This window comes from Streptomyces antioxidans, from assembly GCF_000968685.2.
GTDB lineage: Bacteria > Actinomycetota > Actinomycetes > Streptomycetales > Streptomycetaceae > Streptomyces > Streptomyces antioxidans.
The window spans coordinates 19,023-42,014 of sequence record NZ_LAKD02000051.1; the positions used below are offsets into that span (position 1 = coordinate 19,023).

General features: G+C 72.2%; 17 protein-coding genes. 6 read left to right on the forward strand and 11 right to left on the reverse strand.

Going from position 1 to position 22,992, the window contains the following annotated elements:
• Window positions 1-93 precede the first annotated feature (93 nt).
• Complete coding sequence (locus tag VT50_RS21090) at window positions 94-1,329, reverse strand: FAD-dependent monooxygenase (protein WP_046088152.1); 1,236 nt, start codon at window positions 1,327-1,329, stop codon at window positions 94-96.
• 265 nt (window positions 1,330-1,594) lie between these two features.
• Window positions 1,595-2,419, reverse strand: coding sequence for an AfsR/SARP family transcriptional regulator (locus tag VT50_RS21095; protein ID WP_046088151.1), 825 nt, complete (start codon window positions 2,417-2,419; stop codon window positions 1,595-1,597).
• 182 nt (window positions 2,420-2,601) lie between these two features.
• Between VT50_RS21095 and VT50_RS21100 the strand changes: the two genes are divergently transcribed.
• From VT50_RS21100 to VT50_RS21110, 3 genes are all read left to right on the forward strand, one after another.
• Window positions 2,602-2,883, forward strand: coding sequence for a hypothetical protein (locus tag VT50_RS21100; RefSeq protein ID WP_046088150.1), 282 nt, complete (start codon window positions 2,602-2,604; stop codon window positions 2,881-2,883).
• 24 nt (window positions 2,884-2,907) lie between these two features.
• Window positions 2,908-5,406 carry a TOMM precursor leader peptide-binding protein gene (locus tag VT50_RS21105; RefSeq protein ID WP_046088149.1) on the forward strand — a complete coding sequence of 833 codons (2,499 nt, stop codon included), beginning with the start codon at window positions 2,908-2,910 and terminating at the stop codon, window positions 5,404-5,406.
• A 137-nt stretch (window positions 5,407-5,543) separates the two neighbouring features.
• On the forward strand, window positions 5,544-6,764 hold the full coding sequence (locus tag VT50_RS21110) for a sensor histidine kinase (RefSeq protein ID WP_240529242.1): 1,221 nt from the start codon (window positions 5,544-5,546) through the stop codon (window positions 6,762-6,764).
• 133 nt (window positions 6,765-6,897) lie between these two features.
• On the opposite strand, the gene VT50_RS21115 is transcribed toward VT50_RS21110, so the two are convergent.
• Together VT50_RS21115 and VT50_RS21120 are read right to left on the reverse strand one after the other, a co-directional pair.
• A complete protein-coding gene (locus tag VT50_RS21115; RefSeq protein WP_046088147.1) occupies window positions 6,898-7,503 on the reverse strand; it encodes a response regulator transcription factor in 606 nt (201 codons plus the stop codon).
• 215 nt (window positions 7,504-7,718) lie between these two features.
• The gene (locus VT50_RS21120; RefSeq protein WP_046088146.1) at window positions 7,719-9,005 is read right to left on the reverse strand and encodes a M6 family metalloprotease domain-containing protein; all 1,287 of its coding nucleotides are present in this window, start codon (window positions 9,003-9,005) and stop codon (window positions 7,719-7,721) included.
• Window positions 9,006-9,326: 321 nt separating this feature from the next.
• Here VT50_RS21120 and VT50_RS21125 point away from each other — a divergent pair, with 321 nt between their 5' ends.
• Complete coding sequence (locus tag VT50_RS21125) at window positions 9,327-11,321, forward strand: putative bifunctional diguanylate cyclase/phosphodiesterase (protein WP_046088168.1); 1,995 nt, start codon at window positions 9,327-9,329, stop codon at window positions 11,319-11,321.
• Window positions 11,322-11,360: 39 nt separating this feature from the next.
• Here the strand turns inward: VT50_RS21125 and VT50_RS21130 are convergent, their stop codons facing one another.
• The 6 genes from VT50_RS21130 to VT50_RS21155 all read right to left on the reverse strand — a co-directional run bounded on the left by VT50_RS21130 (window position 11,361) and on the right by VT50_RS21155 (window position 19,617).
• On the reverse strand, window positions 11,361-12,488 hold the full coding sequence (locus VT50_RS21130; protein WP_206269450.1) for an LLM class flavin-dependent oxidoreductase: 1,128 nt from the start codon (window positions 12,486-12,488) through the stop codon (window positions 11,361-11,363).
• Between the two features lie 250 nt (window positions 12,489-12,738).
• Complete coding sequence (locus VT50_RS21135; protein ID WP_046088145.1) at window positions 12,739-14,610, reverse strand: phospholipase C; 1,872 nt, start codon at window positions 14,608-14,610, stop codon at window positions 12,739-12,741.
• A 157-nt stretch (window positions 14,611-14,767) separates the two neighbouring features.
• Window positions 14,768-15,988, reverse strand: coding sequence for an iron uptake transporter deferrochelatase/peroxidase subunit (efeB, locus tag VT50_RS21140; protein ID WP_046088144.1), 1,221 nt, complete (start codon window positions 15,986-15,988; stop codon window positions 14,768-14,770).
• A complete protein-coding gene (locus VT50_RS21145; RefSeq protein WP_046088143.1) occupies window positions 15,985-17,232 on the reverse strand; it encodes an EfeM/EfeO family lipoprotein in 1,248 nt (415 codons plus the stop codon). The genes efeB and VT50_RS21145 overlap by 4 nt, the downstream gene beginning before the upstream one ends.
• A 217-nt stretch (window positions 17,233-17,449) precedes the next feature.
• The gene (locus VT50_RS21150; protein ID WP_046088142.1) at window positions 17,450-18,205 is read right to left on the reverse strand and encodes a maleate cis-trans isomerase family protein; all 756 of its coding nucleotides are present in this window, start codon (window positions 18,203-18,205) and stop codon (window positions 17,450-17,452) included.
• 431 nt (window positions 18,206-18,636) lie between these two features.
• On the reverse strand, window positions 18,637-19,617 hold the full coding sequence (locus VT50_RS21155) for a maleate cis-trans isomerase family protein (protein WP_046088141.1): 981 nt from the start codon (window positions 19,615-19,617) through the stop codon (window positions 18,637-18,639).
• A 207-nt stretch (window positions 19,618-19,824) separates the two neighbouring features.
• Between VT50_RS21155 and VT50_RS21160 the strand changes: the two genes are divergently transcribed.
• Both VT50_RS21160 and VT50_RS21165 read left to right on the forward strand, forming a co-directional pair.
• Window positions 19,825-20,772, forward strand: coding sequence for a D-2-hydroxyacid dehydrogenase (locus tag VT50_RS21160; protein WP_046088140.1), 948 nt, complete (start codon window positions 19,825-19,827; stop codon window positions 20,770-20,772).
• A gap of 25 nt (window positions 20,773-20,797) precedes the next feature.
• Window positions 20,798-22,216, forward strand: coding sequence for an amidase (locus VT50_RS21165; RefSeq protein WP_046088139.1), 1,419 nt, complete (start codon window positions 20,798-20,800; stop codon window positions 22,214-22,216).
• A gap of 231 nt (window positions 22,217-22,447) precedes the next feature.
• Here the strand turns inward: VT50_RS21165 and VT50_RS21170 are convergent, their stop codons facing one another.
• Complete coding sequence (locus VT50_RS21170; RefSeq protein WP_046088138.1) at window positions 22,448-22,957, reverse strand: DUF3830 family protein; 510 nt, start codon at window positions 22,955-22,957, stop codon at window positions 22,448-22,450.
• Between the last annotated feature and the right edge of the window lie 35 nt (window positions 22,958-22,992).

Consider the following 22,992-nt stretch of genomic DNA (forward strand, 5'->3'; position numbering starts at 1 on the left):
GGCCTCAACCTAGGCCGTACGGGGCATGGCGCCCATGTTGGGGTGGCGAGAAGCCGGTGAGGAAAGAGGTTCCAGCCATCGCGCTCGGGGGCGTCATACGCGGCCGCACACCCCGGCGTCGGCGATGCGGATCGAGGGGTTGCCATAGGCCATGCGCTGGAGGGTCTTGCGATAGAGCGGCGTATGACGCAGCGCCCGCGCGAGGCGGGGGCGCACCCGGGTGGTGAACGCGCCCTGCGAGAGGATCGCCCGGCTCTGCAGGGTCTGCATCCGCGTCACGGCCGCGATATCGGGCCCGCGCCGACGCTCGAACTCCGCCAGCCGCTCGGCGCTGGTGTCGCCCTCGGCCAGGGCACGGGCCAGCAGGGGGTGCAGCACCACCGCGTCCTGCACCGCGAGGTTGATGCCCTGGGCGCCGATGGGGCTGTGGGTGTGGGCGGCGTCGCCGATCAGCACCAGCCCGTCGGCCACCCAGCGCTCGGCGCGCGCGGAGAAGACATCGAGCACACCGAGGTCGGCAGGGGTGCGGATCTGATCGCGGATCAGCGTGGCGTACCGCGGCACGGCACGCACCAGCCGCTGCTTGACATGGTCGAGGCCGAGGGCGGCGATATGGCCGTAGCGCCGGTGCGGCAGGGTCCAGCCGATCTGGATCCGGTTCGGCCAGGACCCGTAGACCAGCACCGGGCCGCCACCGGTGCGGTACACCCGCACATCGCGGACCGGCGGCTCTTCGGGGGGTGCGATGAGGGTGCACCACAGCACGTCCTGGGCGAACGCGTCGGCCCGGCCCGCCCCGATGCCCGCGAGCCGCCGGATCCGCGAGAACCGGCCGTCGGCACCGACCACGACCCGGGCCCTTACGGCACAGTGGCCCGGCGGGCCTTCGGCGATGACCCCGGCGATCCGCCCCTCCCGCCGCAGCAGCGCCCCGGCCCGCCGCCCGGACAGATAGCGGAAGCCGGACGAGCGGCGGCAGTGGGCGAGGAGCTCATCCAGCAGATGGGGGCGCACCACGCTCAACAGGTGGTCGTACGGGGCCGGAAGGAGCCGGTAGTCGGCCTCCAACAGCATCCGCTCGCCCTCGATCACCAGGAAGCGGTGGTGCTCATGGGCGCCGCGGGCGCGGGCGCCGTCGAGCACATCGAGAGCGTCCAACAGCTCCATCGCGCCGGGCTGGAGTATTTCGCCGCGGACCACGCGCTGATCCGCGCGGGCGCACTCCACGACGGTCACCCGAGCCCCCGACCGCAGCATCAGCAGCGCCAGCACCAGACCGGCCGGGCCGCCCCCGACCACGCACACATCGGTGTCGATCTCGCGCGTCATCGCGCCTCCTGCTGGTCGGGCTCGGGCTCGGGGTCCGGGTCTTGGGGCCATGAACGTCAGTCATGGGCAGCGGGTCATGGACGTTGAGCCATAGGCGTTGGGAGAGGGGCATGGGGCATCGGGCGCCTGTGAGGGCCTCTGGACGCGCTACGGCTCCGCTTGCCCGCGCGGGGGGATCGGGCAGCGGAGCCGTAGCAGGCCCGGCTGAAGGGCGGCGCCGGGCGTCTTGGGGGGGATGGTTCGCCGGACGGAGACGGCGTGGGGGCTATGCGGCGAATAGATCGAGCACCGGGCGGCGCCAGTGGCCCTCCAGGTCCAGATCGAGCGCCGGGTCGGAGGCCAGCACCGCCTGCTGGAGCTTCTGCAACCGCGGCGACGGCTCCAGCCCAAGGTCCTCGACCAGTCTGGCGCGCAGCCCCTGATAGACCTCCAGCGCCTGCCAGGGGCGGCCCGCGCGGTAGAGCGCGGCCATGCACTGCGCATGCAGCCCCTCGTGCAGCGGATGACGAGCGGTCAGCTCGGTGAGCTCCGTAAGCAGCTCGGCATGGCGGCCCAGCCGCAGATCGGCCTCGATACGGCGCTCCAGGACGCCGAGCCGGCTCTCCTCCAGACGGGCCAGCTCGATCTCCAGGACCGGCCCGACCTTCACATCCACCAGTGCGGGACCGCGCCAGACGGCCAGCGCCTCGCGCAGCACCAGGGACGCCTGGACATCGTCCCCGGCGTCCAGCGCTTCCCGCCCCGCGGCCACCAGCCGGTCGTACTCATGGATGTCCACCGCGCCCGGCTGGGCCTCCAGCACATATCCGCCGTACCGCGTGGCCAGCACGTCCTTGGAAGCCTGTGGGGCCTGCGGGCCATAGGCCGCGGCCAGCCTGCGGCGCAGCTGCAGGATGTAGGTCTGCAAAGTGGTGAGCGCGCTGCGCGGCATCTGCGTGCCCCAGATTTCCTCCATAAGAGTGGGCACCGGGAGCATCTGGTTGGCGTAGACGGAAAGCAATGCAAGGATCTGGCGCGGCTTGCCCGCGCTGGGCACGATCGACTGACCGCACGCCTCGACGCTCAGCGGCCCCAACACCTTGATGTCCATGGTCGTGTACCTCCGTCAACGGTCCGTCAAGTGCCTCCTGGCCGCGCGGCCTGCCACCGAGGCATCTAAGAGCCTCGCTTGTGGGCGGCCTGTGCGGCCAGTGCCGGAGTAACGAGCTCGATATGAGTTCCAGAGCCCCGCACCATGACAAATTCACACCCCTGGCGATGAGAGAGTCCGCGATGACCGATACGCCCGTCCCATATGAGTTCCCGAGCCCCGCCGCCCCGGCTCATCCCGCCGAGAACACCGAGGTCACCGGGGTTGCCGGGCTTGCCCGGGCCACCGGGGCCCTCCGGACCGCCGAGCGCGCCAAGACCGCCGGCGCCGCCAAGACCGTCGGGGCCATCGAGGCCGCTCGTCCGCCCGTCGAGGACGACGACCTGGTCATCGAGGACCTCTCCGACACCGCCTGGTCCCTCCCCGCGCCCGGCATCTGCATCTGCACCGTCGCCGCCGAATGACCGGGCGATGACCGGAGAATTGGGATGACCGGCGAACTGGGCTTCACACCACATCTGCGGGTCGAGCCGGTGCCGGGCGAGGCCGTCTATCTCGTCTCCGAGCACGGGGTCACCGCGCTGCACGGGCGGGCGATCGCCGCGCTGGCACCGCTGCTCGACGGCTCGCGGGACCTGGCCCACATCCTCACCGAGGCCGCCGCGCCCGGCCGCGCCGCGGGGCCGCCCGGCGCGGTCCAGCCTGGCGCCGTCCCGGCCGGGCAGGCCGAGCGCGTCATCGCCCGTCTCCGCGCGGCCGGGCTGGTCTCCGAGCGTGGGCACACCTGGACCCCCGAGGAGGCGTACTGGGAGCTGGCCGGGCTGGGCACGGGCGGCTCCGCCCCGGCCCCCGCGTCCGTATCCGCGTCCGCCCGCCCCTCCGTGGCCGCGCTGGTCCTCGGCTCGACCGACCCGGACGAGGTGGTCCGGGCGCTGCGCGTCGCGGGGCTGAGGACCGTGGACGGCGCGACGGCGCACCCGAGGTCCCTGAAGGCGCAGACGGCCGACCCAAGACCCCTGAACGCCGAAGCGGTGGACCCCAGGTCCCTGAACGCGCAGAGGGCGGACCCCGGGTCCCTGAACGCCGAGGCGGCGTACGGCGATCCGGCGGTCGACGCGGCCAATAGCCCTCGGCGAGAGATATGTCAAATCGCCCTCCGTCAACATGACTCCGCAGAACTCACCCTTGTGGTGTGCGATGACTACCTCGATCCCCGGCTCGCCGCCGTGGACGCCGCACACCGCGCCGCAGGCCGTCGCTGGCTGCCCGTCAAACCGGTGGACACCCAGGCGTGGCTGGGCCCGTTCCTCGGTGGCCCCGACGATCCGTGCTGGGTCTGTCTGGCCGACCGGCTGTGGCGCGGGCGGCAGGCCGAGGCGTATCTCCAGCACCGGCTCGGGCGCCTGGGACCGGTGCCCCGGCCGCCCGCCTCCCTGCCCGCGAGCCGCGCCGCCGCGCTCCAGCTCGCCGCCCTGGAGGCCGCCAAGTGGCTGGCCGGGCACCGGCATCCGGGCCAGCGGGAACTGCGCACCCTGGACAGCCTCACCGCCACCGTGGACCGCCATCCGCTCTCCCGCCGCCCGCAGTGCCCCGGTTGCGGCGATCCGGCACTGGTCGCGGCCCGGATACGGGCGCCCCTGTCGCTGCCGTCGCCACGGGCGCCGCTGACCGGGACCGATACCGCTGGCGACACCTCCCCGCGCGGGATCATGGAGCGCTACGGACATCTGGTGGACCCCGTCACCGGGCTGGTCACCGAGATCCGGCGCGATCCGCGCGGCCCCGCCGTCCTCAACTGCTTCCACGCCCGCCACCCTTCGTACGCCGGAGCGGGCCCCCACAGCGGGCTGGACGCCGTAAGGGCGGGGCTGCGGGCCGCCGCCCACGGTAAGGGCCGCACCGCCGAACAGGCGCGGGCGAGCGCGCTGTGCGAGGCTCTGGAGCACTACAGCGGCCACTTCCAGGGCGACGAGCCGCGTCAGCGCGCCCGCTACCGCGATCTGTGCCCGGACGACGTGGTGCACCCGGACACCGTCCAGCTCTTCGACCCGCGCCAGTTCCGGGACCCCGCACTCCCCGTGCGCCACCGCGTCCAGAAACCGTTCGACGAGGGCGCGGAGCTGGACTGGACCCCGGTGTGGTCGCTCACCGCCGAGCGCCACCGGCTGCTGCCCACCGCGCTGTTGTACTACGGCGCCCCGCAGCCCCCGGACCGCCACTGCTGCCGGGCGGACTCCAACGGCGCCGCGGCGGGCGGCACCCTGGCCGACGCCGTCGTACGGGGCTTCCTGGAACTCGTGGAGCGGGACGCGGTCGCCCTGTGGTGGTACAACCGCACCCGGCAGCCCGCCGTGGCCCTGGACGCCTTCGACGACCCGTGGCTGGCCGAAGTGCGCGCCGCCCATAGGGGCGTACGGCGCGAGGTGTGGGCCCTGGACCTCACCGCGGACTTCGGCATCCCGGTGGTCGCCGCGCTCTCCCGGCGCCTCGACAAGCCCGCCGAGGACATCACCCTCGGCTTCGGCGCCCACTTCGACCGGCACACCGCGCTCTGCCACGCCTTCGCCGAGCTCAACCAGATGCTTCCGGCGGTGGTCGAGGCCCGTGCCGACGGCGGGGGTTACGGCGCCGCCGAGCCCGAGGCGCTGCGCTGGTTCCGTACCGCGACCCTCGCCGGCCACCCGTATCTGGCCCCCTATCCGGCCGCCCCGCCGCCCCCGGGGATATCCGGCCCCCCGGAGCCCACGGAGGCCGGTGCGCTGGCCGCCGTACGGGAGTTGGCGCGCGGGCGCGGGATGGAACTGCTGGTGCTGGACCAGACCCGGCCGGATGTGGGGCTGCCGGTGGCCAAGGTGCTGGTGCCCGGAATGCGCCCGCACTGGGCCCGGTTCGCGCCCGGCCGGCTCTTCGACGTCCCCGTGGCGCTCGGCCGGCTGCCGGGGCCCACTCCCTACGCGGATCTCAACCCGATTCCGTTTTTCCTGTGATCCCGCGTGATATCCGGTAACTCTACGTACACCATCAGCCTTCCACAGGCCCCTCCACCTCCGCCGAAGATCGGATACTCTCGGGCAAGCCACCCAATCCGGCCCGACCATCCGGAGGACGAGTGCAGGGGAGCCTCTTGCCCGACGATGCCGGGAACCATCCACCGCGCCACCAGGACGGTCTGGCGCCGCGTCTGGCCGTGGTCATCACGGTCCTGGTGCTGGTGGGGTACTTCGCCGTGGCCGTCACCTATGTGGTCGACGGCAATCGTTCGGGCAGGTCGGTCGACGCGGCGATGCTCGCTCTCGCGCTGCTGCCGATGACCGTGCTGCTCTGCCTCCAGCTGATGCACTCCTTCCCCGGGCTCGCGCCCCGGCTCAGCGGTGCTCGGCGCTGGACGCTGGCGCTCCAGGCGGTGCTGACCTTCGCCCCGTTCGCCGTCTTCAAGCACGCCTGGCTGGGCATGCCGGGCTTCCTGGCCGGGTCCTCGCTGCTGGTGCTGGTCCCGGCGCTGGCCTGGCCCGCGTTCGCGGCCATCCTGCTCTGCACGGACGTGCTGCTGTTCCAAGTGGGGTTCGGCTGGGGCCAGGTCGCGTACACCACCGTCTCCACCGCGCTGACCGGCCTTGTGGTCTTCGGACTCTCGCGGCTGTCCGGGCTGGTCGCCGAGGTGTCCCGATCGCGGGCGGAGCTGGCCCGGCTGGCGGTCGCCCAGGAGCGGCTGCGGTTCTCCCGGGACGTGCACGACCTGCTGGGCTACAGCCTGTCCACGATCACCCTCAAATGCGAGCTGGTGCACCGGCTGGTGCCCCGGCAGAACTCCCGCGCCCAGCAGGAGCTTTCGGAGATCCTGCAGACCTCACGTCAGGCCCTCGCCGACGTACGGGCCGTGGCCAGCGGCTATCGCAAGATGTCGCTGTCTGCGGAGGCCGCGACGGCCCGTTCGATGCTGGCCGCGGCGGGCATCAGCGCCACGGCCGAGATCGGCTGCGGGCCGCTGCCGGATCTGGTGGACACGGTGCTGGCGAGCGTGTTGCGCGAGGGGCTGACCAATGTGCTGCGCCACAGCAAGGCCGACCACTGCGCGGTCGAGGCGTGGCGCAGCGGGCACCGGGTGTCGCTGACCCTCGTCAACGACGGGGTGGGCCGGCCGTCCACGATCCTGCGCGCCGACAGTTCGGACGGTGGCAGCGGCATCGGCAACCTCCGGGTGCGGGTGGAGAACCTCGGTGGGCGGCTGCGCGCGGGCATACGGCCGGACGGCTGGTTCGAGTTGCGGGCGGAGCTGGATGTGTCCGTGGACGCGCCGCCGCGGAGCGGCCGGGAGTACGGCCCGGGGCCGACGGTGACCGCGTAACGGGGCCTGATGGCGTGCTGGGCACCTGACGGCGTCACGCGCCGAACCCCCTGACGGCGTCACGGACCGGGCCCCTGACGGGCCGACCGGCGTATGGGTACGCCAACACCATGCGGACGCGCCGCACGCCGCCTCACAGCCAGCCCGCCTCGCGGGCGATCCGGATGGCGTCCACCCGGTTGCGGGCGTCCAACTTGGTCACGGCGGACGTCAGATAGTTGCGCACCGTGCCCACCGACAGAAACAGCTTGGCCGCGATCTGCCCGGAGTCCTCGCCCTTCGCGGCGAACCGCAGGACCTCAAGCTCCCGTGGGGTCAGCGGCTGTGGACCGTCGTCCAGGGCCGCCAGCGCGAGCTGGGGATCGATCACCCGCTCGCCCTTGGCGATGGCGCGGATGGCGTCGCTCAGCTTGTCCGGGCTGCTGTCCTTCAGCAGAAAGCCGGAGACATGGGCGGCCAGCGCCCGGCGCAGATTTCCGGGGCGGCCGAGGCTGGTGAGCATCATGGTGCGGCATTCGGGGACCGCGGTGCTCAACTCGGCCGCGGCGGTGAGCCCGTCCACGCCCGGCAGATCGATGTCGAGCACGGCGACGTCCGGGCGGAGTTCACGGGCGCGGGGCAGGATCTCGGCGCCGTCGGAGAATTCGGCCACCACATCGATATCCGGTTCGAATTCCAGCAGGGCGACCAGCGCCTTACGCAACATATGCATGTCTTCCGCGATCAGCACCCTGACCATCCCGCCCCCTGCTTCCCCGCCCGTCCTCATCCCGCACGTCGATTATTCCCCCGCACTCTCGGCCATTCCATCGATTCGCGGGGAAATACGCCCGTCGAACGCCTATTTCGTAGTGCGAACGCGAACGTGCGCCCCCTTTTCACCCCGCACCACCCCAACAGGGCTCACCGGCCCCGCCCGGCGTCACATAGGTGCCCACCGTCTCGAAGCCGTCATCAGTGCGCCCGGCGGTTGACCCGGACGGTCCAGCCCCCGTCCCTGGTGCGGCCCGCCACCGTGATCCGTACGGAGTCCTCCTTGACCGACATGCTGTCCCCGACGCCGAGCGGGGCGTCGGCGAGTTCGGGGTAGACCGACTCGTTCCAGCAGGCGGAGGTGGCGGGGTGGCCGTCCAGCACCTGGACGGGGCCGTCGCCCGACGCCTTGTCGTTGTGGACGCGGTAGACCAGCACGCCCTCGGTGCAGGTGCCCGCGTCGTTGCCCTGGCCGCCGCGCGCCTCGATGGCCAGCGCGGTGGTGGGCCCGGTGCGGATCACGACCAGCCGGGTGCGGGTGTCGGTGCCGGACCGGCCGCGCGCCATGGGGGCGGCGAGCGGCTGGAGGGTGTACCGGCGCGGTCCGGTGGCGCGGTCGCAGACCACCTGGCGCGCGCCGAGCCAGCCGAGCTTCCACTTGTGCCAGCCGAACGGTTCGGGTGCCATGCCGAACTGGCTTCCCATCAGGTCCCAGTCGCCGACATAGGTGTCCCACTCGGCATTGCCGTCGGTGTCCTTCGGCCGGTGGTAGAGGTCGGGCAGGTCGAAGACATGCCCGGTCTCATGGGCCAGCACATTGCGATCCGGCGGATGGTGCTCGAAAACGGTAACCAGGCGACGTAGATCGACACCGTCCGCGCGCAGTGGCTTTTCGAAGTTGACCACTTTCGTCGCGTCGGCGTCGACACCGGGGGCGTCCGGGTCGGCGACCAGATAGACGAGGTCATAGCGGGCGAAGTCGAGGTGCGGATCGGCGGCCGCGATGGCGTCGCGCAGATAGGCGGAGCGGCGCTGGGCGTTCCAGTCGCGCTGTATGGCGTACGCGGTGGAGCGCTGGGGCATGGTGATCCAGCGCCGCAGTGGATGGACACGTAAGCCGAACTTCCCGTAAGAGGCCCGTCTGAAGAAATTGGGGGTCGTGGGGATGTGGTCGGCGGCCAGCTGACCGGGGGTCACCCGGGGCCGGGCGTCCGGGAAGGACAGGAAGACCATCGCCGCGTCCAGGCGGTGCACCGGGCGCGGATAGCCGGAGTTCCAGGTGTCCACGCCCTCCGAGTGGTGGGCGCCGGTGCGTTCCAGGTCGCAGGGTCCACCAGGGCCGGCCGCGATGGCGGGGCCCGCCACCACGGTGGTCGCGATGAGCGCGCTCAGCGAGGTGAGCAGGGCTCCGGTCCGACGCAGCCGAGGCTGCCGGTGCCCCCCGTCGGGTACCTGATGCACCCCCTCGGGTACCTGAGGACGCACCATGTCGACCTCCCGGGCGTAGTCGGAACACCCACTCCACCCTGAGGTGAATTGACGGGGTACGCCCTGTTGGGCTGGGCTGGTCGAGTGAAGAGGCCGCGATCCGGGTACGTAACAGACGGTCACATTCGGTCAGAGCGGCTGTTGGCCCGCGCAGAGTCGAACAGATACGACCAAACACATTGTCAAGGCGGCGGTGAGCGCGATGACATCGATGGAACGCCCGGAGTACGAGCCCCTATGATCGGCACATTTCCAGCGGGGAATCCCCCGTCAGACAGGCACTTACGGTCGGCCGGGCAGCCGGTATGAGACATGCACAAGATGTGTACGAACAATCTGGTTACAACAAACGCCACGCGGGAGCGAGCGGTGAGCGGAACCCCCGACGGGCAGGGACGCGCCCCGGGCGCGACACTGCCGACGATCACAGAGCGTGAGGCCATGCCGAGCGTCCTTCCGGTCGCGGAGGACCCCGGCGCACCCCGTCCGGCCCCCGGCGCGCCGTCGGTCCTGGACGCGCCCCCGGCCCCCGGTACGCCCCCGGGGGCGGGGCAGCCAACGGGGCAGAGCGCCGGGCCCACGACCGGGCAGACCGCCGGGCCCCCGACCGGGCAGACCACCGGCCCCGCGCCCGGCGACTACCGCGCCGCCTTCAACGTGGCGCGCCTCGCCATGGCCGTCGTCGACCGCGAGGGCAGGGTGCTGGACGCCAACACCTCGCTCGGCGCCCTGCTCGGCACCGATCCGGCCCTGCTGGTCACCCGCAGCGCGGCGGACCTGGCCGATCTGCGCGAGGATCCGCGCACCTGGCGGGAGTTCCGGGACGTCCTCAGCGGCCGTGCCGCGCGGCTGCGCCACACCCGGCGGCTGCGGCGCGCCGACGGCCATGCCCTGTGGGCCGAGATCACCATCGAGCCCGCGCCGGACAGCTGCAGTCTGCTGCTGTCCATGGCCGACATCAGCGACCAGCGGGACCTCCAGGGGCGGCTGCGCCATCTGCAGATGCACGACCCGGTGACCCGGCTGCCCAACCGCAGCCTCTTCTTCGAGCGGATGACCCGGGCGCTGGAGGCGGCCACCTACGACCACGGGGGCACCGGCCGGATCGGGCTCTGCTATCTCGACCTGGACGGCTTCAAGGCGGTCAATGACACCCTCGGCCACCGGGTCGGCGACCGGCTGCTCGGCGCGGTGGCCCAGCGGCTCACCGACTGCGCGGCGCCGGGCGGCCATCTGGTGGCGCGGCTCGGGGGGGACGAGTTCGCCCTGTTGGTCCGCAACTCCACCGGCACCGAGCAGCTGTGCGACCTCGCCAGGACGGTGCTGGCCGCCCTGCAGGAGCCGTTCGACGTGGGCGGACAGCGGCTGTCGGTGTCGGCGAGCATCGGCGTGGTGGAGCGGCCAGCGGCCGGCACCCACACCACCTGGCTGATGCAGGCCGCGGACACCACGCTGTACTGGGCGAAGGAGGACGGCAAGGCACGCTGGACCCTCTTCGACCCGGAGCGCAACGCCCATCGGATGACCCGCCAGGCGCTGTCCAGCACCCTGCGCCCGGCGGTCGAGCGGGATGAGTTCGTGCTCGACTACCAGCCGCTGGTGGGGCTGGGCGACGGGGTGGTCCGGGGGGTGGAGGCGCTGGTGCGCTGGGACCATCCGCAGTTCGGGCGGCTGTCGCCGAACCGGTTCATCCCGCTGGCCGAGGAGAACGGCGCGATCGTGCCGCTGGGCCGGTGGGTGCTGCGCACCGCCTGCCGCCAGGCCCGTGCCTGGCAGCTGGCCGAACCGCCGCATCCGCTGGTGGTCAGCGTGAACGTGGCGGTCCGCCAGGTGTGGGACTCCGATCTGGTGGCCGATGTCGGCGCGATCCTGGCGGAGACCGGGCTGCCGCCCCAACTGCTCCAGCTGGAGCTGACCGAGTCGGCGGTGATGGGGTCCACGGGGCGGCCGCTCCAGGCGCTGCAGGCGCTCAGCGACATGGGGGTGGCCATCGCGATCGACGACTTCGGGACGGGCTACTCCAATCTCGCCTATCTCAGCCGGCTGCCGGTCTCCACGCTCAAGCTGGACGGCTCGTTCGTCCAGGGGTTCCGGGCGGAAGAGCATCCGAATCCGGCCGACGAGACCATCGTCGAGGCGCTGGTGCAGCTCGCGCACCGGCTGGGCATCACGGTGACGGCCGAATGCGTGGAGAGCGCCGAGCAGGCGGAGCGGCTGCGGCGGATCGGCTGCGATACCGGACAGGGGTGGTTCTACTCCCGTCCGGTGCCGCCGGACCGCATCCAGGCGATGGTCACCCGCCCGGCGCCGGGCTAGCGCGTAGGGTCCTGCTGGCAGATCTCCGTCAGCAGGGCCCTACGCCTCCGTCCGCGCCGTCGGCAGACCGTAGGCGTCGGCGATCAGCTCGTACGAGCGCAGACGGGCGTCACCGCCGTGGACATTGGCCGTGATCTTGACTTCGTCCGCCCCGGTGCGCTTGATCAGCCCGTCGAGCCCCTCGCGGACCTGGTCCGGGCTGCCGTACTCGACATTGGCCAGCCAGCTGTTGATGAAGTCGCGCTCGATCTCGTTGAACTCGTGCCGCTCGGCCTCCTCGGGCGTCGGCACCAGGCCGGGGCGTCCGGTGCGCAGCCGGATCATGGCCAGGGCGCCGGGGAGCACCTGGCGGTGGGCCTCCTTCTCGTCCTCGGCGGCGAAGGCCGAGACGCCGATCGAGGCGTACGGCTCGTCCAGCACGGCGGACGGCCGGAAGGTCTCGCGGTAGAGGTCGAGCGCGGGGACGGTGTTGGCCGCGGAGAAGTGGTGGGCGAAGGAGAACGGCAGGCCGAGCATCCCGGCGAGCCGGGCGCTGAACCCGCTCGAGCCCAGCAGCCAGATCGACGGCCGGTCGGCGGACTGGACCCCGCCGGGCACGGTGCCCTGCACCGGCCCCGGCACCGCGTGGATACGGGCGTAGCGGTGGCCGTCGGGGAAGTCGTCGTCGAGGAAGCGGGTCAGCTCGGCGAGCTGCTGGGGAAAGTCGTCGGCGCCCTCGCGCAGCCGCTCGGTGCGGCGCAGCGCGGCGGCCGTGGCCCCGTCGGTGCCGGGCGCGCGGCCGAGGCCGAGGTCGACCCGGCCGGGGGCGAGCGCCTGCAGGGTGCCGAACTGCTCGGCGATGACCAACGGGGCGTGGTTGGGGAGCATCACCCCGCCGGAGCCCAGCCGGATCCGCTCGGTGTGCGCGGCGAGATGGGCGAGGATCACCGCCGGGGAGGAGCTGGCGACCCCGGGCATGGAGTGGTGCTCGGCGACCCAGAGGCGCTGGAAGCCCCGGCGCTCGGCGAGCCGGGCGAGCTCGGTGGTGGTCCGCAGCGCATCGGCGGCCGTCACCCCGCTGCCGACGGTCGCGAGGTCCAGCACCGACAGGGGCACCGGTGCGCTGCCGAGGGGCCGGGCCCGGATGGGGTCGCGCTGGTCGTCTCGCCGGTCCTGCTCATCGGCCACGGTGGCCCGCCTCCCTGGTCGCGCTGCGGTGCGCGGATGTCGTGTGCGTATGCGGCGCTGCGCCGCCCACGCCCCTACGTCTACCGGCGATTTTCAACCGGAGAAAGGCTCCGCTTTATTCCCGTCCCCCGGCCCTTGTTTTCCGGCCCCGGCCCTGGTTTCCGAAGAACGGCCGGATCCGCCGCCACCTGGGGAGGAGGTGTGGCGGCGGACCCGACGGCGGTGTGCCGCGCGCTCGCGCGGAACGGGCCTAGCCCGCGGTCCGCGCGGTGCGGCGGCGGTGGAGGACCAGTGCCGCACCGGCGCCGCCGAGCACCAGCACACCCGCCGTGAGGCCGATGGGCAGGGCGGCGGAGATGCCCTCGTCGTCGGCGAGACGCCGGGTGGCCGGGGCGCCGGGGGCCCCGGCGTTCACGATCGGGGCGTGGGTGGCCAGGGCGGAGGTCGTGTAGTGACCGGCCTTGTGGACCGCGGCGACCGAGCCGTCGGACTTCAGCAGCACCTGGGTGTTGTTGGGGTGACGGAAGTCGAAGAGCCCGGAGAGGGTGTTCGCCCGGCGGTCGAAGGAGGCGTCACCGATCCGGCCGGTGTGCCAGTTGTCCTCGATGAAGCGGGTGACCGAGGTCTGCTCGGTCTGGGTGTGGTCGACCTCGTTGGACTTGCTGAAGGGCGAGATCACCAGCAGCGGCTGGCGGGGGCCGGGGCCACAGCGGTCCTGGTAGCCGCCCGCGGGGCGCGGAGCGGACTGGCAGGCGGGGCTGTCGGTGGCCTTGCCGTCCGAGCCCGGGGTCTTGTCGGACGACCCGTTCTGCGGCTTGGTGTACGCGTGGTCGTACCAGCCGTCGCTGTCGTCGTACGCGACGACGATCGCGGTGTCCTTCCACTGCGGCGACTTCTGGATCGCGTTGATCTGCTTGACCAGGAAGTGCTGCTCGTCGACCGGGTCGGAGTAGCCGGCGTGGCCGTCCTGGTACTGGGCGGCCTTCAGAAAGCTCACGGACGGCAGATGGCCCGTCTTGAGCGCCGCGTCGAAGTCGGTGAGGTCGTAGTTGTGGTTGGCCCGGCCGCTGTGGCCGATCTCCTGGACGTTCTTCGGCGGCAGGTGGTGCGGGTTGGCCGTGGACTTGTAGTACTGGAACGGCGCATGGTGCGGGCTGTAGTCCACCGAGGCGGCGCCGCCGACGTTCTTGTGGGTGGTGCCGGAGCACTTGGCGTAGTGGTCCTGCTCACCGTCCCAGGCGGTGCTGGGGCGGAAGCCGCCCTGGAACCAGCCCCAGCTCACCCGCTTGGCGCTGAGCAGATCGCCGACGTTCCGGCCCTTCATCCGGGCCAGGGCGTTGCCGCTGGTGTGGTCCTTGTTGGAGCAGTCGTCGAAGGCCGGGTCCGGGTCGTTGATCATCGTGCCGACGCCCTTGGCGTCCGGTGAGGCCACCGTGTACGCGTCCGGCTTGTCGGTCTGGACCGGGTCCTCGGTGGAGGACTTGGGGTCGGTGGAGATCACGCCGTGGGTCTGGCCCGAGACCAGCTCCAGCGCTCCGGGGGTGGAGGGACCGTAGGCCGAGCTGAAGGAGCGGTCGCTCATCGCGTAGTGCTGGGCGTAGTTCCACAGGCCGGTGACGGTGTTTCCGTCGTAGTAGTCCATCACCAGACCGGGCTCGCCGAACAGCCCGGTGCACTTGCTGACCTCGGTGTTCTCCACGAACTTATCGGCCTTGCCGCCATGGGCGGCGTACTGCTCGGGGCCGTAGGAGTGGTTCTGGTCGCAGGTCATGGCCTGGTCGCTGCGCAGCCGCTTGGGCTTGTAGAGATTGGGGTTCTTCTCCAGCAGCCCGGCGTGCGCCAGGGTGTCGATGTCCTTGGGGGTGTCCTTGGCCGGCGTGAACCTGGTGCCGTCCGTGTTCGCCGCCTTGGGGTAGGTGCCGAAGTAGTGGTCGAACGAGTTGTTCTCGTCGAAGATCACCACCACATGCTTCACCGGGGTCGCGGTGTGGCCGCCCTTCGCGGGCGCGGCCGATGCGGGGGCCATCCCGCCCACGGTCGCCAGGGCCGCGGCCCCGGCCAGGGCGCCCCAGCGCGCGACCCGGCCACGTCGGCCGCCTTCGGATCCTGCCGTGCCGCCCATGCCATGCCTCCACACGATTCGCGTTTCACGCCTGCGCCTGATGCTGTGCCGCGGGCAGGACTCTCCGATGGAATCCATGGAGGCGGCCGAGTGAACAGAGGGTCAGAAGAATCCAAGGAACTCTTGAGGTGTTCTTGACCGGATGGTGGGGCGACGATCAGGACAGAAGGGCGCGTCCCAGCCAGTCGGAGCGGTCCCGAACCCCGGGGAGCGCGAAGAAGTAGCCGCCGCCGAAGGGGGTGATGTAGTCCACCAGCGGCTCCCCCGCCAGCCGCTTCTGTACGGTCTCGAACTGGCGCTCGAGGTCCTGCTGGTAGCAGCAGAACAGCAGCCCCATGTCCAAGTTGCCATTGCCGTCCAGACCCCGGTCGTAGTTGTAGGTGCGGCGGAGTATGCGCTGGTCCTCGGTGCTGGCGGTGCGCGGATTGGCCATCCGTATATGGCTGTCCAGCGGGATGACATCGCCCTTGGGGTCCTGTGCGAAGCGCGGGGCGTCGAACTCGTGCTGACCGTCCAGCGGGGCGCCGGAGTCCCGGCTGCGGCCGAACATGCGCTCCTGCTCGCTGATCGACACCCGGTCCCAGAACTCCACCAGCATCCGGATCAGCCGGATCACCTGATAGCTTCCGCCGGTCGCCCAGGCGGGCTCCCCGGAGTGGGCGCCCGCCCACACCAGACGGTCCATCGCCCGGGCGTCCCCGGTGTCCGGGTTGACGGTGCCGTCCTTGAACCCCATGTGGTTGCGCGGGGTGCCGGAGGGGCGCGGCGGGCTGACGAAACCGTCGACGCGCCAGCGGATCTGCAGCGCCCCCCGGGTGTGCCGGGCGATGTCGCGCAGCGCGTGCAGCACCGTGTCCGTGCTGTCGGCGCACAGTTGGAGACTCAGATCGCCATGGCACCAGCCGGGGTCGAGGTCGTCGTCGGGGAAGGAGCGCATCGGGCGCAGCCGCCGGGGCTTGCGGTCCCGCAGCCCGTAGCGCTCGTCGAAGAGCGAGGCGCCCACGCCGACGGTGGCGGTCAGCCGGTCGGCCGTCACCTGGGGGCCGAGGGTGCCGGAGTCGGCGGGCGGCGCGGTGATGCCCACCGGGTCGGGGGTGCCTCCGGTGGTGAGGAAGCGGCACCGCTCGGTGAGCGTACGGAAGGCGTCGGCCAGCTCCTCGCGGCCGTCGGCCGTGGTGTCGAAGGCGATGAACGCTCCGGCCCGCTGGGGCGGGGTGAGGACGCCCGCCTGATGGGTGCCGTGGAACGGGACGCGGGTGGGCTTCTTCTCCGGCCCGTCCTCCTTGGCGGCGGCCGTGCCCTGGGCCGCGCCCGCCACCGCGCCGACCGTGCCCGCGGCGGCGCCCAGCAGAAAGCCCCTGCGCAGCACCTCGCTCACCGGGTCCTCCGCACATCCATCAGCGCCGCCACCCGGGCCAGCCGCTCCACCAGCGCGCCCGTGTCCGCGTTGAGCCGCTGGCGCCCGGTGCGGCCCAGCCGGTCCAGCGGGGTCCAGCGGTCGCCGTGGTGCGAGCGCTCCAGGGTCCGCTGAGTGCGGTCCAGGTCGCTCTCCAGCTCCGGCAGCCAGGAGGCACGGGGCTTCAGCAGCGGCCGCAGTCGGCTCAGCACGGCACGGGTGCCGTCCAGGTTGGCCCGCGCGGTGGCCAGATTGGTGCCGCTGCCGTAGTCGGTGCGGCCGGTCAACTCGAACTGCACGGTGTTCTCCATGATCTCGTGCGCCCGCAGGCCCAGGTCGGCCGGGTCCATCCGCTCCTGCGGCCAATCGTCCCGCAGCTCTCGGACGGCCCCGACGAGCCGGTCGGCGACCGGGCGCAGTGAGCTCGCGGACTCGCCGTGCCACAGGCCGTACTCGAGGCGGTGGAATCCGGTGAAGTCCGGGTCATGGACCCCGTCGGACAGCCCCGCCGTGGTGCCGTTGATCGCTCCGTCGGCGTCGCCGAAGGTGCCATAGGCGGCGCCCATCCGCTCGTACACCAGATGGGCGGGCAGCCAGACCGTACGGGCCGTGGCCAGGTCACCGCAGTGGATGGCCGAGCGCAGCGCGTCCGTACGGCGCACCAGCTCGTCCATCCGGCCCGCCACCCACTTCTGGTAGGCGATGGTCGGCGGGATCAGATCCTGCTGGCTGACCGGGACAGCGGCCGGGCCACCGCCCCGCGCCGGTCCGGGCACGCGGACGGTGGGCCCGGTGACCGCGGCCGTGTCCTCGGGCAGGCAGACGAAGGCGTAGGAGCCCCCGCCGAGCGTGACGCCCAGCGGTCTGCTGGTGCCGGGGCCCAGGTCCTCCACCTCTCCGTAGACGGCGCCGTTCGCCGGATCGGTGAGCTGGACCTCGGCCGGTCTGCTGGAGGTGTTCCGCAGATCGAAGACCTGCTTGCCACGGGTGGCGTGGGTCCAGCCACGGCCGCAGCCGCCCTCGGACACCTCGACGGAGGTGTGCCGGAGCCCGTCCGACGCCTTCGTGAGCGCGCCTCCGCTCGCGGAGGGGTGCGCACGAGGACCGTCCGAGGAGCCTCCGACGACCGCCAGCGCGGCGATTCCGACGGCCGTGGCCACCGTCACCGCACCGGCGACCAGCAGATGACGTGCCGGCGGGACCGGGGAGAGATGTTGGCGACGCACGGCTGCATGCTAGGGGCAGTCAGATAAGCGGCATGCCCCGATGGCGAAAGCGCCGGGGAATTCTGCCGGGATTCAGCCCCCCGTCACCGGCGCCTCGGGCCCTTCGGCGTGCCCGACCGTGGCCACGGCACCCGTCGCGGCCACGCCGCCCATCGCGACCCACCGCGGTCCGCGGCCACACGCCCCCGCCGCCCACCGCCGCCACCGCGGGCCGCCGCTATCCGCCGCTCCGGGCGAAGAGCGTGCCCAGCCGGTCATGGACCGGATCGCGGCCCAGCAGCCGCAGCCCCTCCCAGACCGTGACCTGGTTGGCCGTGAGCACCGGCTTGCCCAGCTCCGCCTCCAGGTCCGGAATCCAGGCGGCGGTGTGCAGGGCGGTGTCCGGCAGAAGCACCGCCTGGGCCTCGGGGTGGTCCCCGGCGCGGCCCAGCTCCAGCACCTCCTCCCGGCCCCAGGTGCCCACCTCCGCCGCCGTGATGATCCCGCTGCCGCGCATCGCGACCACCTCGGCACCGGCCGCCTTCAAGAACGCCCGGAAGAGGTCGGCGACATCCTCCGGATAGGTGGCGGCGATGGCCACCCGGTCGGCGCCGAGCGCCTGCACCGCGTGGGCGAAGGCGAAGGAGGTACTGGATGCGGGCATCCCGGCCGTCTCGCCCAGCTCGCGCACCTGCTCCTTGGCACCCTCCCAGCCGAAGACGAAGCTGGCGCTGGTGCAGGCCCAGACAACGGCCCGGGCGCCGCGCTCGGCGAGCTCGGCGACCCCGGCCGCGAGGCGGGCCGCCGACCCCATCTCCAGCAGGGCGTCCACCCGATGGGCGTCCTCACCGATGTCGGTGTGGACCAGCGGAAGCCGGATGTCGCCGCTGTCGCCGCCGAGCATGCCTTGCAGGCGCGGGTATTCGTCCTCGGCGGAATATCCGGGGTAGAGAAAGCCGACCGTGTCCGGGGCCGGGTGCGTCGAGTCCACCATGACTGCCTCCTTAGACTGGCGGCCCCCGCGAGCGCCGCCCCTGCACTGCTGCTACTTCTCCTACACCGCGGAAGCCCGGCGGGTTCCCACCCGCCACCACGGAAGCCCGGCGGGTTCCCACCCGCCACCACGGAAGCCCGGCGGGTTCCCACCCGCCACCGCGGAAGCCCGGCGGCTTCCCGCCCGCCGGACGGCCCCCTCGCGTAAGCGACGGACCCGCCCGTCCCGTCCGGGCGGGCTTCCCGTCCACGCCGCGGCGCCCGTCCCCGAACGCCAAGGCACCCGCCCCAAACGCCGGGGCACCAAGCCCGGGCCCCGATGCGTCCACTCCGAGCGCCGGGGCGGGCCCGGCCACGCCAGGGCGCCCGCACCCTCACACCGGTGCGGGCCGCCCTGCACGCCGTCATGTCACATCGCGCCGGGCCGCCGTCTCATCCCATGGCCGGGCCCCCGGAATCGTCCAGGTAAGGGCCCTCGCCGAAACCGGCGCCGAAACCCGGGTCGAGTCCGTCGCCCGGGTCACCGTCCGAACTCGGCGAGGCCGCCCCGGCCAGCGCCGCCTCCGGCTCGTCCACGACGGACTCGACCGCCTCCACGGCCTCGAGCACCGACTCGACGACCGGGTCCGTCACCGTCAGCCGACTCGGCGACACCGACATCCCCGCCGGACCGGACCTGGCCGCCGGGTCCAGCAGCGCCTGGTACGGCCCGACGGCCTGGGCGCCGATCGCCCGCAGCGCCGCCCACATGGTGACCTGGTTCGCGGACAGCACGGGCATCCGCAGCTCCGCCTCCAGCTGCGGGATCACGTCGTAGGTTGGCAGATTGGTGCAGCTGATGAAGAGCGCGTCGGTGGCACCGACCACCGCTTGCCGTGCCATGTCGACCACATCGCGGTACGGCACCTTCCAGATGTGCCGGGTCAGCCCGAGGTAGGCCCGTCCGGTGACGTTCATCCCGCCCTCGGCCAGGTACTCCTCCAGCGAGTCGGTGACCGACCGGGTGTACGGCGTCACGACCGCGATCCGCCGCGCGCCGATCTCCCGCAGCGCCTCCAGCAGAGCGCCCGAGGTGGTCAGCGAGGGGATCTCACCCGCCTGGGACATGGCCGCGCACATCGCGCGCTCTCCGGCCACACCGCCGACGAAACTGCCCGATGTGCATGCGTACGCCACCACTTCCGGTGCGACGGCCGCCAGCGCCTGCACCGCGTCGTGCAGGGTCTCGTGCTCACTCACTAGCCGTGCCAGGTCGAGGCTCACCTCGACGGGCACGAAGGGGGTACGGGTGAGATGGAGGGATACCTCGTCCGGCACCCAGCGCCACAGCTCACGGTCGAGTGCGAAGTCGAACGGTGCCACCACACCCACGCCGCGCTGCGGCAGTGGGCCACCCAGAAAAGAGACGTCCAAAGCGAGCCCCAATACGGAACGGAGGGACTGGACCATTGGCCAGAGATTGGGATGGAGAGAGCCGGCCTGTGGCCGGGGACGCCGGGACAGATGCCGTTGTTGACGACGGTAGTTTCCGCTGCCTAGCGTGGTCAATCCTCAAACAGAGGCGCCTGCCCGCTCCTTTTCCAGGCAAACCCATCCACGTTTCGAAACGGTTTCCCGCCTATGTCCGAAAGCACAGTTGTGGTCTTCGGCGATCAGCCGCCGGTCCACCTGGACCGGGTCGCCGACCGGGCCAAGGTACTCGTATGTGACGAGAATTCGCTGCCCCAGGCGCTTCCCGCCGCGGATGTGCTCCTGGTCTGGGACTTCACCTCCGACGCGGTCCGCGACGCCTGGCCAGGCGAGGGCCCCCGGCCGGCCTGGGTCCATACCGCGAGCGCGGGCGTCGACCGGCTGCTCTGTCCCGAACTCATCGCGTCCGACACGGTATTGACCAATGCCCGAGGAGTCTTCGAGCAGCCGATCGCGGAGTACGTGGCCGGTCTGGTGGTCGCCATGGCCAAGGACTTCCACGGAAGCTGGGAGCTGCAGCGGCAGCGGCGCTGGCAGCACCGCGAGACGATGCGGCTGGCCGGAACGCGCGCCGTGGTCGTGGGCGCGGGCCCCATCGGCCGGGCGGTCGGCTCCACCCTGGCCGCCCTCGGCGTGGTGGTCGACCTGGTGGGCCGCACCGCCAGGCCGGGCGTGCGCGGCGGCGACGAACTGCCCGGGCTGCTTCCTTCCGCCGACTGGGTGGTGAGCGCGGCGCCGCTCACCGACGCCAACCGCGGCATGTTCGACCGCACCGTCTTCGACCGGATGAAGTCCTCCGCCCGCTTCATCAACGTCGGCCGCGGCCCCCTGGTCGTCGAGAAGGACCTTACGGCGGCCCTGGTCGCCCGGCGGATCGCCGGAGCGGCCCTTGACGTCTTCGAACACGAGCCGCTGGCCGCGGACGATCCCCTGTGGGACGTGCCCGGGCTGTTTGTCTCGCCCCATATGAGCGGCGACACGGTCGGGTGGCGCGACCACCTGGCCGACCAGTTCCAGGACAACTACGAGCGCTGGTGCTCGGGCGAGCCACTGCTCAACATCGTCGACAAACGCCTCGGGTACGTACCGGTGGACTGACCGCAGGACCTGAACGGAGAGCCGGATGACCGACATTCACGACCTGACCGCGGTTCAACTCGTCGAGCGCTATGCCTCCGGCGAGCTCTCCCCCGTCGAGGCGACCCGTGCCGTCCTCCATCGGATCGATCAGATTCAGCCGGAGGTGAACGCCTTCACCCGGGTGGACGCCGAGGGCGCGCTGCGGCAGGCGGAGGAGTCCGCCGAGCGGTGGCGGCGCGGGGCCCCGGTGGGCCTGGTGGACGGCGTCCCGGTGTCGGTGAAGGACATCCTGTTGCAGCGCGGCGCCCCCACCCTGCGCGGTTCGCGGACCGTACGGCCCGAGGGCACGGCGTGGGACGAGGACGCGCCCTCGGTGGCGCGGCTGCGTGAGCACGGAGCGGTGTTCGTGGGGAAGACCACGACCCCGGAGTTCGGCTGGAAGGGCGTCACCGACAGCCCGCTCCACGGGGTCACCGGCAATCCGTACGACCCACGGCGGACCGCGGGCGGCTCCAGTGGCGGCAGCGCTGCCGCAGTCGCGCTGGGCGCGGGTCCGCTGAGCCTGGGGACGGACGGCGGGGGCTCGGTCCGCATCCCGGCGGCCTTCTGCGGCATCTTCGCGATGAAACCCACCTATGGGAGGGTTCCGCTCTATCCGGCGAGCGCGTTCGGCACCCTGGCCCATGTGGGGCCGATGACCCGGGACGCGGCGGACGCGGCGCTGCTGATGGATGTGATCTCCGGTCCGGACTGGCGCGACTGGTCCCAGCTGGGCCCCGCCGGGAGCAGCTTCCGCGAGGTGCTCACCCCCGGCGGCGGGGGCGGGGTGGACGGTCTGCGGATCGCCTACAGCCCCGCGCTCGGCGGCCCGGCCGAGGTCGACCCGGAGGTGGCCGCGGCGGTGCGGCGGTCGGTGGACCTGCTGGCGGAGCTGGGCGCGGTGGTCGAGGAGATCGACCCGGGGTTCGAGGACCCGGTGGAGGCGTTCCACACGCTGTGGTTCAGCGGCGCGGCCCGGGTGGTGCAGCCGCTGGGGCAGGAGGACTGGGAGCTGCTTGACCCGGGGCTGCGCGAGATCTGCGCCCAGGGGGCGTCGTACAGCGCGCTGGACTATCTGGCGGCCGTGGATGTGCGGATGGCCCTCGGCCACGCCATGGGACGGTTCCACTCCGCGTACGACCTGCTGGTCACCCCGACGCTGCCGATCACCGCGTTCGAGGCGGGGGTCGAGGTGCCCAAGGGGTCGGAGCACACCCGGTGGACCGGCTGGACGCCGTTCACCTACCCGTTCAACCTGACCCAGCAGCCCGCGGCCTCGGTGCCGTGCGGACTCAGCGGCGCCGGTCTGCCGATCGGGGTGCAGCTGGTGGGCGCGCGCCACGCGGACGCGCTTGTGCTGCGCGCGGCGCACGCGCTGTTCGAGGCGGGGCTGGCGGACGGGGTGCGCCCCCCGGCGACGTAGCCCCCGGCGGCCTAGCCCCAGACGACGCAGCTCCCGGCGGCGTAGCCCCGACGGGCGTAGCCCCCGGCGACGTAAGGCACGCCGCCCGGGGCCCGGAACTGAGGCCACCGCCCGGGGCCGGTGACGGCTCCGGGCAACGGGCCCCGGCCCGGCCCATGCGCTGCGCCCGGCCCGGCCCATGCGCTGCGGCGCGCGCACAAGCCGGGGCCCCGCGCCCGGCGCGGCCGACGCCTACACCCGGCGGAAGTTCAGGGTCTCCCCGAGCGCCCCCGCGCGCCACAGGTCCTGGCAGGCGTCGGCCATGCGGTCGAGGCCGTCCACGACCGTGCCCCAGACGATCCCGGGCACCCAGCCCGCGTCACCGTTGATCAGCAGGTTGTTCCGCTCGTAGAAGAGCGCCAGGTCGATCACCTGCCGCCGCCCCTGGTGCTTGGCCTCGGTCTCGTAGCCGTACGACTTGGTTCCGAGCTGGGTGTCGGTGAAGGTGAAGTAACACAGGTCCCCGGGGATCGGGGTGATCGTCGGGTTCTCCAGGGGCGGCTCCTCGGGCGCGAAGGGGGGCAGCAGGGCGTAGATCTCATTGCGTGCGTACTTCGCGTGATACACATCACCCCCGAGGGGCAGTGCGTTCCACACCGCGTCGCAGGTGATCGGCGCGAGATCGTCAAGGAGCTTGGCCGTGCAGCTCACCCCGCGCTTGTCGAGCGAGACCTCGATGAACCGGTCGGCTCGGTCAACCATCTACTTTCCTCCAGGTCACTTCGGAACCAGTCCTG